Source organism: Leptospira noguchii serovar Panama str. CZ214 (assembly GCF_000306255.2).
In the GTDB taxonomy this organism is placed as follows: domain Bacteria; phylum Spirochaetota; class Leptospiria; order Leptospirales; family Leptospiraceae; genus Leptospira; species Leptospira noguchii.
Genome location: NZ_AKWY02000021.1, coordinates 15001 through 28356, shown reverse-complemented (window position 1 = coordinate 28356; position 13356 = coordinate 15001). Strand labels below are relative to the sequence as shown.

At 36.0% G+C, this 13356-nt stretch carries 10 protein-coding genes; 7 read left to right on the top strand and 3 right to left on the bottom strand.

The features are described 5' to 3' along the window. Positions 1–486: 486 nt before the first annotated feature. Positions 487–1650, bottom strand: a complete 1164-nt coding sequence (locus tag LEP1GSC059_RS10585) for an acyl-CoA dehydrogenase family protein (protein WP_002152868.1) — start codon at positions 1648–1650, stop codon at positions 487–489. 273 nt (positions 1651–1923) lie between these two features. Beyond that, positions 1924–3024: a CaiB/BaiF CoA transferase family protein gene (locus LEP1GSC059_RS10580; protein WP_337587748.1), complete on the bottom strand. Its 1101-nt coding sequence runs from the start codon at positions 3022–3024 to the stop codon at positions 1924–1926. Between the two features lie 663 nt (positions 3025–3687). On the opposite strand from LEP1GSC059_RS10580, the gene LEP1GSC059_RS10575 reads away from it, so the two are divergent. Continuing rightward, a complete protein-coding gene (locus LEP1GSC059_RS10575) occupies positions 3688–4764 on the top strand; it encodes an NHL domain-containing protein (protein WP_002177986.1) in 1077 nt (358 codons plus the stop codon). An 84-nt stretch (positions 4765–4848) separates the two neighbouring features. Here LEP1GSC059_RS10575 and LEP1GSC059_RS10570 read toward each other — a convergent pair whose 3' ends face one another. Further along, on the bottom strand, positions 4849–5226 hold the full coding sequence (locus LEP1GSC059_RS10570; RefSeq protein WP_002177943.1) for a DMT family transporter: 378 nt from the start codon (positions 5224–5226) through the stop codon (positions 4849–4851). A 76-nt stretch (positions 5227–5302) separates the two neighbouring features. Here LEP1GSC059_RS10570 and LEP1GSC059_RS10565 point away from each other — a divergent pair, with 76 nt between their 5' ends. From LEP1GSC059_RS10565 to LEP1GSC059_RS10540, 6 genes are all read left to right on the top strand, one after another. Further along, positions 5303–6136 (top strand): alpha/beta fold hydrolase, encoded by an 834-nt coding sequence (locus tag LEP1GSC059_RS10565; RefSeq protein ID WP_020980764.1) that lies wholly within the window; start codon positions 5303–5305, stop codon positions 6134–6136. 388 nt (positions 6137–6524) lie between these two features. Further along, positions 6525–7418 (top strand): IS982 family transposase, encoded by an 894-nt coding sequence (locus LEP1GSC059_RS10560; RefSeq protein WP_017213873.1) that lies wholly within the window; start codon positions 6525–6527, stop codon positions 7416–7418. 676 nt (positions 7419–8094) lie between these two features. Continuing rightward, positions 8095–8427: an LIC10965 family protein gene (locus LEP1GSC059_RS10555; protein WP_002177852.1), complete on the top strand. Its 333-nt coding sequence runs from the start codon at positions 8095–8097 to the stop codon at positions 8425–8427. A 52-nt stretch (positions 8428–8479) separates the two neighbouring features. Then, the gene (locus tag LEP1GSC059_RS10550; RefSeq protein WP_017215665.1) at positions 8480–10813 is read left to right on the top strand and encodes a TonB-dependent receptor; all 2334 of its coding nucleotides are present in this window, start codon (positions 8480–8482) and stop codon (positions 10811–10813) included. A gap of 10 nt (positions 10814–10823) precedes the next feature. Continuing rightward, positions 10824–11189 (top strand): hypothetical protein, encoded by a 366-nt coding sequence (locus tag LEP1GSC059_RS10545; protein ID WP_002177938.1) that lies wholly within the window; start codon positions 10824–10826, stop codon positions 11187–11189. Positions 11190–11890: 701 nt separating this feature from the next. Then, entirely contained in the window at positions 11891–13258 is a 1368-nt protein-coding gene (locus LEP1GSC059_RS10540) for a flavin-containing monooxygenase (protein ID WP_020980775.1), read from the top strand. Positions 13259–13356: the final 98 nt, after the last annotated feature.

The window sequence follows — 13356 nt, the reverse complement described above, 5'->3', positions numbered from 1 at the left end:
CATACTTTTCCGAACGGAATTTTGCAGCAGTTCCCACATTTAAGGAATTGATCTATTCCAACTTTACACAGAACTCACGTTAAGAGCTTGTCCAAAAACCTAAACACCGACAGGTGTTTGCTTTGTTTCATAAAATATGGGAGCTACTACGAAAATTGAACTAGATTAGTACTGCTTGAAAGTTCCCAAAGTACCAAATGAGACAAAATCTGTGGGAACTACTGTAGTTTATTAAAATTTTCTAAAGAATGATCGCGTAAAATTCTTTGGGTTTTGGGACAGGCTCTAAATAGGAAAAGAAATTGAGCTACCTATTCTGTAGTCGCAAATGATTCATCATAACCACAAACAAAATAAAAAAGGCGCTCGATGATAACACCGAACGCCTAATCTCTGATCCAAACTTTTGAACTTTCGTTTCGATCCGAAATTCAATTTTTTCAAATTGCTCCCAATCGAAAGATACTTTCAAAAATTCTAATTTTCTTATTTAGCGGATGCTGCCTCACGAATTACATAAGCGGCTATCTCATTTTTCTGAATCTGAGTTGTTCCTTCAAAGATACAAAGAATTTTTGCGTCTCTCATTAATTTTTCGACCGGATATTCTTTTGTATAACCGTATCCTCCGAAAATTTGAACCGCATCTAAAGCACATTTCATTGCAGTTTCAGATGCGTGAGCTTTTGCAATTGCAGAATATTTCGGAAGTCTTGGATCTTCAGCATCAGACATTCTAGCTGCAAGATAAGTAACTTGGCGGGAAGTTTCCAGACCAATAGACATATCGGCAAGCATATGTTGAACCGCTTGGAAGCTGGAAATCTTAGATCCGAATTGCTCTCTTTGTCTTGCGTATTTGGAAGCGTAATCGAGAGCCGCTTGAGCGACACCTACACCCATAGCCGCAACATAAGGACGAGAAGCGTTCAATGTTTGAAGCGCATAAATAAATCCTAAATTCTCTTTTCCGATCATATTCGCTTCTTCTACTGCACAATCTTCAAAGATGATCTGACGAGTATCGGAAGCACGGATTCCTAACTTATCTTCTTTTTTACCAACGGTTAATCCGGGAGTGTCTCTCTTTACGTAAAAACAACTTACACCTCTGGTTCCTCTTCCTTTATCGGTATAGGCAAATACTGTATAAGCACCTGCGCTACCTCCACCTGTGATCCACTGTTTAGTTCCGTTTATGACCCATTTGTCACCTTTCTTTACGGCAGTAGTACTCATACCAGGAACGTCTGATCCTGCACCAGGCTCAGAAAGACAGAAAGATACTCCGTATTCTCCATCGACCACAGGTTGTAGCCACTTTTTCTTTTGCTCGTGAGAAGCGCCTTTTAGAATTGGAAGAATTCCGAGACCCGTATAACCAAAACAAAGAGATATTCCAAGACATCCTCTGGAAAGTTCTTCAGTTACAAGACACTGCTCAACAGAACCGAGCCCCCAACCACCATATTCTTCGGGGATGGTTAAACCGTTAACTCCTAGTTCTTTTCGCATACGATTGATGAGTTCTTCTGGATGTTTATTTTCTTCGTCCCAGTGGATAGCAACTTCATGAGTAATTTCTTTTTTCACGAAATTGCGAATCTGGTCTCTGATCTCGAGCTGTTGTTCGGTAAATTCCTGGTACATCGGTTTTGCCCTTCTTATCTTAAGAGAATATTCTAATCCTACTTTTTTTTTTACAGTGATTAGATCAAACCAAAATATAAAAGAAAAAACCGATGATCTGTTTGTTTTTTATTTTTTTTATTCATTCTATGTTTAAAATTTTCCAGACCCTCACAAAATCTTTTTAAAACTAATTTGTTTTTAAATTTCAAAGAACGAACGTTCTGTTCACAATTTATAGAATGTCTATAGTTGAGAAAATATTTCTTGTCTTCAATTGTTTCTCGATGAAATTCAAATCACTTTTTCCTTTTTCATCGTTTCTATTTCTTCCACGGTATACCCTAAAGTTCGGTAGATAGACTCATTATGTTCCCCGTGGCTCGGAGGGTCCAAACGATATGTTACAGGAGTTTCGGAAAATGAAAAAGGAGCTCCGAACTGAAAATAATCTCCGTAATCGGGATGTTTTTTTTTCATAACCATTCCACTTTCTTGGAATACCGGGTCCTTAATTACCTCCTCTATTGTTTTTACAGGAGTTAAACAAGAATCCTCATTTTCAAAAAGAACATTCAAATCTTCGAATGTTTTTGTAGAAAAATAGGTAGTAAGTATTTCCTTCCATTTTAGAAAGTTTTTTTCTTCTGCTGGGAATTCTTCCAAATGTTTATCCAACCCGGACTGCCGTAAAAAAGTTTTAAAAAACATATCTTCAAGAGCGCCTAATGCTACCCAACGACCTTCCTTGGTTTGATAAACATTATAATTCGGTAATTTACCAGAAAGTAATTCATTTCCTCCTTCTGGATTTTTTCCGGTGGCTCCGTAAATCCCTCCATACAAGGATAAAAACTGCAATGACGAATCCATCATGGAGACGGAAATTTTTTGTCCCTTTCCCGTTTTTTCTCTTGCATACAAAGCCGCCAAAATTGAAGAAAGAGCAGTCATAGTCCCCCCTCCTATATCCGCAAGTTGGTATCCTGGAATCTGAGGTGTTTTTCCGGTCTGTGAAAGTACTCCAGAGAGCGAGAGATAATTTACGTCGTGTCCCGCAAAATTTCTATATTTCCCTTCCGTTCCATATCCATAAATTCCGCAATAAATCAATTTAGGAAAACGTTCCTTTAAATCGTCATATCCATATCCCATTTTGGCAAGTCCATCCGGCCTAAATCCTTCCAAAAGTACATCAGCATTTTCTAATAATTTAAAAAGTATCTCTCTAGATTTTTCTTTTTTTAGGTTGAGAGTGATCGCTTTTTTATTTCGATTGAGCATCAAATATAAAGAGGGAGCTCCATTCACTTTTTTAAACATCACCCTAGTTGCATCCATCGCCCTGGGATTTTCTACTTTTATTACTTCGGCGCCCATATCCCCCAAATACATAGAACATAATGGACCAGGTAACAATAAACTTAAATCGATTACTTTGATTCCTGAAAGTGGACCTTGATTCATTGACTTACGACCTCTCTTCTCCCATTCAGATGAAAAGATCTATTTGAGATACCTTTTTTTATATTCAGTATTTCCGCGCTGCAATTCAGGCTTAAACCTAACAACTCTTTACCGATCCCTATAAAATTGAGTGCCCGTAAATGTTGTGATAAAGCGTCGATTAACGCGAGTTCGGCATAATTCAATTCGAAAGCGATTGAGACCGGGAAACTTCAGCAAAATGCTCTTTCAAACTAAAGCGTCTCGTTCGACAAATCGCATTCTATAACAAATTGAATTCAAGAAAAGATTTTGTTCTCTCAATTTGTTGATCTAAACCGAAAGCGTGGTCCGGATTCGCGAATCTTTCTTACACAGAATTTACATGATTGATGTGTGGAATATTATAGTTGTTGAATATTTTATTCTCCGCTGTTTCTGTTTTATGGAAACGGTCGTTTTGTTAATCGCCACTTTGAAATTTTTCAATAACTTATTGCATTAAGTACTTTATCATATAATTCTGAGCAATAAACACAACTTCTATATTTTCGTAAAAACCCACTGTAGTTTTCTATAAAAAAATTCATTCTAATTCTTAAAAAGGTAATTATGTTCTATAGAATTTTGATTTTCATTTTAGTATTGATTTCTTGTTCCCCTTCTTCTGTTTATAATCCTAGCATTTTTATGAGTCAGGCTTGGATTGAAAACACAATCTTGGACTGTATCCTTAAGGAATGTTATCTTTGTTCTCTTAAAATTACAAACAAACCTATTGTTAGTTTGTTTGCCGGTACCGGTGCTGCAGTAAGCGTAGATGGTACAACTTCCACAGCTTCTTTCAAAACTCCTTTTGGTTTAGAAGTAGATACTTCTGGAAATATTTTTGTGAGCGATCAGATGGCCAACCTGATTCGTAAAATTGATCCCTCTGGAAACGTAAAAACCCTTTCTACAAACTTACCTTTAGAAGATCCTTCCGGCATTAAGTTCGATCCGTTTACCGGAGACAAATACGTTTCCTGCAAAGACAGTTCTCAAATTTATAAGATAGATTCTATGGAACAATTTTCCTTGTTTGCTGGAAGTTCTTCCGGATCGAGCAGTCTTCAAAACGGAGATAGACTCAACTCCTTGTTTAACGGTCCTTTTTTTATGGATATAGATCCTGAAAGAAACTTATACGTGGGGGAGTTGGGCAATCATACAATCCGAAAGATTGATCTAAACTCTGGAAATGTGAGCACTCTTTCCGGAGGAATTTCGGGTTATTTGGACGGAGATTTAGCTTCGGCTCGTTTTAAATCTCCATTAGGAATTGCTTATGATCATAAAACAGATAGTTTACTGGCTGCAGACATTCAAGATCATAGAATTAGAAAAATAGATCTCAAAACTTCTACCGTATCCACTCTTTTGGGAAACGGAGTTGGGGCGGACGTGGATGGGAACGGAACAAACGCTTCATTTTTCGGCCCTGCTTTTATTTCTCTAGATAACAGCGGTTATATGTTTGTATCAGACGCAAATTCAAATAGAATCCGTATCGTAGATCCTTTTCTTAACGTTTCTACGATTGCCCACACATTTATGTCGATCGGCGTAGTTAAAGTAGATTGTTTGAATCAAAGACTACTTGTTGCTGATTCTAGTGCAAATCAGATTTTTCAAGTTAAGTTTGAATGATTTACAACTTTTTGAGAACATTGTTATATAATATTTTTCTTATACAATTGATTGACTATTGCATTTTGAATCTTAAAAAGTAATTTAAGATTTTGTTTCGAACATATTTGCGGCGCATAACCATACCCCTACGATTATCAAGATAATTCCCGCCCATTGTGGCCAGGTCAATCTTTCCTTAAACGCAATAGAAGATACGATCAACACCAGAATAAAACCAGCGCTTGTAAATACCGGATAAGCTAGTGATAATTTTAATCCCTTGCCCAATACAAAACGATACCCCAATAATGCGAAGCCAAAGGATGCCAATCCTCCAATAAACATTGGATTTAAAATTACTTGTAGTATCCCATCCGGTTTTTCTGATACGTCTTTCAAAGAGCTTGCCTTTATTAGAATATTGGCAAGTGCGTTAAATACAAGTGCTACTATAAATACGACTAAAACTTGAATTTGCATATTGTGTTTCCGGTTTTGGCTTTACGAAAACCAGTCCACCGAAGGATTTGGAAAGATCAAGGTCAAATCTTTTATTATGTTAAGAAAAACGTTTCACTTTCGAGGACTTAATCTTTCCTATATAGATACCAATTCTAAATCCAAACCTACAATCCTCATCTGTCACGCAAATGGATACAGCGCGTTGACTTATAAATTTTATATCGAGTCTTTACAAAATTCACACAGAGTAATTGCACTGGATTTTGCAGGTCACGGAAAGTCAGATTCTACTTTGAATTTTAAGAACTGGTATTTTTTTAGAGATCAGGTTCTTTCTCTGATTGAAACCGAAAATCTTAATAACGTCATTGGAATCGGACATTCTTTAGGAGGCGCAAGTCTTCTTTTAGCGTCGTATCACTCTCCTAATAAATTTAAGAAGGTAATCGCTCACGATCCGGTTGCATTAAATTTTTTACAAATTACGTATTCCCGTATTTTTCATAACCCTCTGGCTCAAGTAGCGATCAAACGTAGAAGAGAATTTAAAAATCTTGATACCGTCCGTAAAATTTACAAAAGAACTCCTTCTTTCTCGCGTTGGGACGACGGGATTTACGATGATTATATTCAAAGTTGTTTTCGATTAGGCGCCAATGAGGAAGCACTCCTCTATTGTCTTCCAGAAGTGGAAGCAAAAATTTTTGACTCGGTAAGTTATCGTAGTTTATTTCAATTTAGGAAAATTAAAACAGAAACGCATATCACGATTCCCGATCCACACGAAGTTTGTTCTCCAAATACAGCAAAAAAAATCATTTCCGGTAATGATCGATCTTCCTTAGAAATCTGGCCGAAAACTACTCATTTCTTTCCGTTTGAAGAAAAACAAAAAACTTTAGATAGAATTTTACGCGTTCTTGGTTAACGTGAGCAGGGGCGTAATAAAATCAGTGCAAATCCGGCTTGCCACAGGCAGCCGGACCGGGCTCTCAGCTCTGATCAATAAATTGCATGCAGTAAATATTATATACTAATATTCTTTAATTTCAATATAGAACGCGATCCATAGAGAGCGTTCTGCTGAGTTCAACGCGATCTGTCGAACGACCTGCAAAGCGATGCATTGAGTTCAGGGAGTTGAGATACTGAGTTTGAGAGCGTTCTGCTTTAGTTTCCTCGCATCGATATCCCTTTCGCGTAAATTTACGTTAGTTAACGTGAGTTCGGCGTAAGGTGGGAAAAAAGAGAAAGATCTTGTACTCAAAAGCGCCAGATCCATATTGAACCAAACTTTCAGCAAAAAGGAGTTCAATATGGATCTGACATCAATATTTTGTGCAATAGACGATTATTGTACACAACAAAAAATAAATTGGAACGGGAAAATATTGAGTCCCGTGGCAGGAAAAAGAAATCGTAAATTTCAGCTCAGCCTGAGTGAGGTAGCAACAATCGTAGTTTATTTTCATCTTTCTCATTATAGAGAATTTAAAAATTTTTATTTGATAGAAATAAAAAAGAATCTGAAATCCGAATTCCCAAAAGCGGTAAGTTACAATCGTTTCGTTGAACTGATGCCTAACGTGTTAGCTGTTATAGCTTCCTTTCTATCCAACACTTGTATGGGAAAATGTTCCGGAATATCGTTCATTGATTCTACAATTCTCAAAGTATGCGACAACAGAAGAATTCATTCTCATAAAGTATTTAAAAACATTGCACAACGAGGGAAATCAAGCACAGGCTGGTTTTACGGCTTTAAATTACATTTAATCGTAAATGATCAAGGTGAAATATTATCATTTATGGTCACTCCTGGAAACGTCGACGACAGAAACTCGAAAGTGATTTTCCCACTTGTTAAACAGATTTACGATAAACTTTTCGGAGATAGAGGATACATCAGTCAATCTCTATTTGAAAGTCTTTATGAAAAGGGAATTCAACTCATTACAAAACTTAAAAAGAATATGAAAAATAAATTAATGCCCTTGGTTGATAAAATTCTTCTAAGAAAAAGAGCTATCATTGAATCGGTTAACGATGAACTTAAAAATATCTGCCAAATTCAACATACTAGACATCGGAGTTTTTGCAATTGGGCCGTTAATCTTTTAAGTGGTTTAGTTGCATTTTCATTCTTTCCAAAAAAACCGTCTTTGAATTTGAGATCTAAAGACAATTTACAACTTTTAATCTCTCCTTAGACCGAATTCACGTTAGTTAACTTGAGCTCTATGTAAGATTCGTTTTATAAAAACCTGATTTTTACATAAAAAATAAATAGAGTTTTTGAAAAATTAATTTTCTACCTGTTTCTATTTCATGGAAACGGTCGATTAAAAAAGTTTTATTAAATTGAACTATGGAATTTTTCAACAACTCTAATGTTTAAAAATTTGTAATGCGACTTAATCTGTGGGAACTATCACGAATCGTAGATTTGCAGTAGTTCCCACGTTTGAATACGGCAGGTTCAATTGTTATAAACTTCTATTTTATAAATTGTGGTAGTTCCCACATTTAAAAATCAATCTGCAAAGTTCAGATTTAAACTTTTTTCAGAATCATAGTTATCTTATGTCAAACTCAAGTTAGTTAATTAATTTTTTCAAATATAACTTTTTACGTTCTTGAACCATCTTTTGAAAATTGGCTGTAGAATCTAAATTCCTATGAGTTCCCACATTTTATTTTTCGCGGAGAAATTAGGTTTTATAAACCGTCTGGATTTGATTCTGAAACCGGGGAATGTCGGAACTAAGACCCAATTGTTTTTTTACAAACAAAATTCTAAAATACTCTCTACATTTCCAATCCACGATTTCATTTTCTGCTTGATCTTATTAATACTGATTTATCATTAGCAGTCATATACATACGATGCTCCTACAAGGTCTCAAATCCGGATTTCTCTCCATCTTACTCACAGTTTTTGTGAGTTCGGGCCTTCATATCCATATAGAGCAAGAAATTCAAAAATTTTCCGGAGTCTACTTTTCTACAAATAAGGATACAAAACAAATCGTCTCTTGTCCGATCTGTCAGTTCCAAAGGGAATCAAATTCTTTTTGGAATCCAGATTTTTTAAACGGAAACCTACTTTCAGTTTCTCTCAAAAAAATTAGAATCTCATTTGAAATTTTCATCCTACCTTTCGATTTCCATCAAAATCAATTCGGACGCGCACCTCCTTTTTCACTCCCAATTTCTTAAATTAATTTTTTTCATTTTTTGATCTGAATGGACTTTTGTCCGGGAGTTTTTTTTGAAAAATCATTTATATTATTATTTTAGAATATTTTTATTTTCGATACTTCTTTTTCCAGTTTCTATTTTTGCATTAGACGTAACACTTACAGGTATCGTAAAAGACAAATACGGAAATCCTATTTCCAATGTACGAATTATAGTCCAAGAATCCAGAAAAATCGCGATTACGAATGACAAAGGAGAATTCGTTTTAAATCACGTTCCTCCTGGAAAATATACGTTAGTCGCAATTTCAAGGGATCATCAATCCGAAACTATTTCAATTACAGTCGGCGAAAAAGATGAAAAGATTCAATTTATTCTTTTAGAAAGTTCCTTGGACCAATCTGCGATCAACGTCACAGCTAAATCCACAAATTCGGACTTTTTAACCGCTCCACAACCAACCACAGTTTTGTCGGGTAGACAACTGGATCGTCAAAGAGGGGAAACTGCGATGTCTGCGGTCAACAATACTCCAGGAGTTTCCAATCTTACGACGGGAGCGGGAACTTCTAAACCAATTATACGAGGTCTTACCGGACAAAGGGTTTTAGTTATGACCGACGGTATTCGTCAGGAAGAACAACAATTTGGCGACGACCATACAGTAGAATTAGATTCTTTTAATATTCAAAAAATTGAAATAATTAGAGGTCCTGGTAGTCTACTATACGGCTCAGACGCCCTTGGGGGGGTAGTAAATGTTATCCGAGACAAAGCGCCTCTTTCTGGCGAAGGAACTCCTAAAATGGCCGGTATTTTTAATTCTAACAGTTATTCCAACAACAAACAGGACGCGGGTAACTTTGCAGTTTACGGAAACCTAAACGGTTTCGGTTATCGTGCCAGTTCTAATTCCAGAAAAGCGGGTAGAATTACTACTCCGAACGGAACTCTTCGTAATACAGGAATGATGGAAAAAAATCAGAGTGCGTCTATTGGTTTGAACGGGGATTGGGGTAATTTTTATCTGGATTCTTTTCGAAGAGAACAAACCCAAGACCTCTTGGATAATCCGAACGAAAATCCTGGGGCAACGGTTTCTCAAAAACTTCTTCATGAAAAATCTCATCTACATTCTTTTTTTATTTTCTCCGTTGGAAACCTGGAACTTGATTTTTCCTATCAGAGAAACAATCGAAGAGAAATTGAATCTAAAAATAAACTTCTACCAATCCAAAATGTTCTTTTAGATGAAAACACGGACATTTTAGATAAATCTTTTCAGTTCTATCAAGTTACTTCCAGAGAAAAGTATCAGGGGTTAAACCTTTTCTTAGATACCGCCACAGCGGACGCCAAATTTCATCACAAACCTATATTCAATTTTTTGAAAGGGACCTTCGGAGTGTCTGGTCTGGAACAAAAAAATAGAACAACTGGTACTGAACCGTTGATTCCTTCCTATAGTATTATAAATGTTGCAGGTTATTTTTTAGAAGAACTCAAACTGGGCTCTTTAACTTTCAGTGCTGGAATTAGAGGTGATAAACGATCCGTCGACATTCGAAATAACCAAACTCTCAGTGTATCCGAGCAAACTAAAAATTACTATATGACGACCGGTTCCACCGGTTTTGTTTGGAGAATCGATAAATCCCTTTCAGCCGTTTTTAATTACGGACGCGGTTTTAGGGCCCCTACCCCCTTTGAACTTTTCTCGCACGGAGTCCACGAAGGATTCGGTAAGTTTGAAATTGGGAATAATTATCTGAAACCTGAATATTCAAATAATCTGGATTTCTCTCTAAGATTTGCTTCTTCTAAAATTCAAACCGAGATTAGCGTTTTTCAAAATCATATTCAAAATTTCATATATGCAGCAAGTATAGCTGAAATAGACTTGGATTCAGGTTTACCTAAATACAAGTATAAACAAGGGAACGCGGTTTTAAAAGGAGGAGAATTTTCTTTTCAAGCAGAACTTTTTCGTAAACTCATTTTTTCAGGAGGAATCGATATTGTTTATTCTATAAATCAAAATGATACTCATCCCCTTCCTAGAACTACTCCCAACCGAGCCCGAGCCGGTCTTAGATGGACAGAAAATTCTATTTTAGGCCTAAAAAATTTCTACTTCTCAATCAACGGTAGATTTTACGACTCTCAGTATAGAATCGATCCTAAAGAAACTCCCACAAAAAGTTATAATCTTATGGACGTAGGTCTCGGTTTTGAACTTCCTCATTTCGGAGACGGCTCCTCCAAACCCACTTTAGACTTTAGTGTTCAAAACGTATTCAATGTTTCTTATGTAGATCATCTCAGCAGATACAAGGACTACGCTCTTAACCCTGGTTTGAACGCAGTTTTAAAAATTTCTTTTCCATTCACTGCAATTCAGTAGGAGATTATTTATGAAAAAGTACATTTTAATATTCTTAATCGTTTCGATTCTTTTTTGTCAAAATGAAGAGAAAAAAGTAAACCAGGATCTGATGATTCGTTTGCTTGCAAACACTTTTAACGAAACCCGTTCGGATTGTGTCTATTGCACAGATACTCAGGCCTTTCAAGGAAACTGTTCCTGCTTTTCGAACATTCCTGTTTTGAGTTGTCAAGGTTATTCTTCGGGTCGTCAAAAATCAAATTCGATCCGGATTTCCTGCGAGAACTTGACTTCGAAAGGAATTTGGTTTGAAGATTCAGGGGCCAAATCCTGCTCTTTTTTATCTTGTCCACCGGAAGCGTATAGGGCAGCGTTTACTCCTGACGGTTTTTAAATATACTAACGTGAGTACCAATACGAAGGAGATTATTATGTTACGACCGTAACATTGAGTTTAAATTCCAAGGGAAAAAAACATATCCCGCAAAACAGTGATTTTGTGTAAAAATTTGATTGAAGGATGATTCTTTTTAAATTTCATAGAAACTCCCCTCATATAATTCAAGTAATAATTGTTCTCAAATTTTCAATATAAAGTTTTTAAATGAACCAATAACCCGTACGTATTTTAAAAGTTTATAAAAACGTTCTTATATAAGTATAAAAAGAAAATCTAATTTTTCTCGATCCAAGAATAGGCAAATTGCTACTCGGACATATAAAAAGATACTATGCCGCATTTGTTTCAAAACTTAGAATGTGAGAAACTCTAGGTTTGGCGCAATTTCGAAAGGACTTCTAGATCTTTAAAAAATTACCGTTAACTTTTAGACCATTTTCATGCGCCCAAGTAGCAAGATTGAAAAGTGAACTAATTCTTATTTTTTACTTAAAATTTCTTGCATCTAAATTCTACATAAATAGGATCTTTCGAAAATATAGTATTCGTTGATATTCTAATTAATTTCACGAATGATTCTACTGATAACTCTATAATAAAGTACTTAATATTTTGCACCTAAACGGTGCTTTTACGATAAAAATTTGTAGTACTCTATTATAGAATTCTTAAGTAAAACGTAAAGGAAAGGTCAAATGAAATCGAACGTCAGAGTTTGTGTGATAGGTGCTGGACCAAGCGGAATTGCCGCCGGAAAGAATTGTGTCGAATACGGTTTGGACGTAGTAGTTTTCGAAAAAAATGATAAAGTCGGCGGAAACTGGGTTTTCAACGCCAAAACCGGTCATTCGAGCGTCTACGAAAATACTCATATTATCAGTTCTAAAGTTTGGTCCGAATATGAAGACTTTCCAATGCCCGAAGACTATCCCGAATATCCAAACCACAAACAACTTCAAACTTACTTTGAATCTTATGCAAAACATTTCGGAGTCTATAAGAAAATTCGATTTCATCATACCATTCAAAAAATTACCAGAACGTCTAACGAGGAATGGAAAGTAGAATATACGAATGCTTCTAAAAAAAAGAAAGTAGAACTTTTTGATATACTCATGGTTGCAAACGGACATCACTGGGATCCTAAATATCCAGAATATGAAGGTAAGTTTACCGGCAAATTTTTACATTCTCACGATTTCAAAGGTGTTACAAACGAATGGAAAGGAAAAGATATTTTAGTTATCGGAGCCGGGAACTCGGCTTGTGACGTTGCAGTCGAATCCGCAAGAGTCGCCAATAGCGTAAAGTTATCGATGAGAAGTCCTCAATGGTTTTTTCCGAAATTTCTTTTTGGTATGCCTTCCGACGTGTTTGCGGCAAAAACTCCAAGTTGGATTCCATCCATCATAAAACAATTTGCTCTTAGTAAGTTAATTTATATATTACAAGGTTCTTATAGAAACTACGGCCTTCCAGAAAATAAAAACTTGGCTCTCAGTCATCATCCAACTTTAAATTCGGATCTTCTGGATTTTATCCGTCACGGTAGAATCAACCCTCGCCCTGCGATTAAAAAATTACACGGCAAAGAAGTAGAATTTATAGACGGAACCAGAGAACGTTTCGACATCATCTGCGCTTGCACCGGTTTTTGGACTACGTTTCCTTTTTTTGATAAATCTTTGATCGATTTTCAACACGTTGAAAAAATTCCTCTCTTTCGTAAGATGATACATAACGATTATCAAAATTTGTATTTTATCGGTTTGTTTCAACCGGTGGGTTGTATCTGGCCGATGGCAGATTATCAAGCCAAACTAGCTTGTTTGGAAATTTTAGGAAAATACAAACGTCCAAAAGATCTTAAGGCAGCAATTCAACACGAAATTGATCATCCTCACTTTACGTTTGAAGGAGGGCAAAGGCACGCTGTGGAAGTAGACTATCACTCTTTTCGTAAAGAACTCAGGTTAGAACTTCTAAAAGCGGGGGTAGATATTGGAAAACCTCCCGGCGGAAACAAATCTCTCTATAAAAAATTTTCAAAAGCCGCGAGTTAATCCATAATTATTGAGTAGAGCTCAAAAACAGTTTGTATCTGTATAGACTATAATAATAAAAGAATATTAGAAAACAATAAATTATAGTTTCTACAGAC

Coding starts and splice junctions, on each gene's coding strand:
- LEP1GSC059_RS10560 (WP_017213873.1), top strand. CDS start 6,525: ATGGATCTGACATCAATATTTTGTGCAATAGACGATTATTGTACACAA.
- LEP1GSC059_RS10570 (WP_002177943.1), bottom strand. CDS start 5,226: ATGCAAATTCAAGTTTTAGTCGTATTTATAGTAGCACTTGTATTTAAC.
- LEP1GSC059_RS10565 (WP_020980764.1), top strand. CDS start 5,303: ATGTTAAGAAAAACGTTTCACTTTCGAGGACTTAATCTTTCCTATATA.
- LEP1GSC059_RS10585 (WP_002152868.1), bottom strand. CDS start 1,650: ATGTACCAGGAATTTACCGAACAACAGCTCGAGATCAGAGACCAGATT.
- LEP1GSC059_RS10580 (WP_337587748.1), bottom strand. CDS start 3,024: ATGTATTTGGGGGATATGGGCGCCGAAGTAATAAAAGTAGAAAATCCC.
- LEP1GSC059_RS10540 (WP_020980775.1), top strand. CDS start 11,891: ATGAAATCGAACGTCAGAGTTTGTGTGATAGGTGCTGGACCAAGCGGA.
- LEP1GSC059_RS10545 (WP_002177938.1), top strand. CDS start 10,824: ATGAAAAAGTACATTTTAATATTCTTAATCGTTTCGATTCTTTTTTGT.
- LEP1GSC059_RS10555 (WP_002177852.1), top strand. CDS start 8,095: ATGCTCCTACAAGGTCTCAAATCCGGATTTCTCTCCATCTTACTCACA.
- LEP1GSC059_RS10575 (WP_002177986.1), top strand. CDS start 3,688: ATGTTCTATAGAATTTTGATTTTCATTTTAGTATTGATTTCTTGTTCC.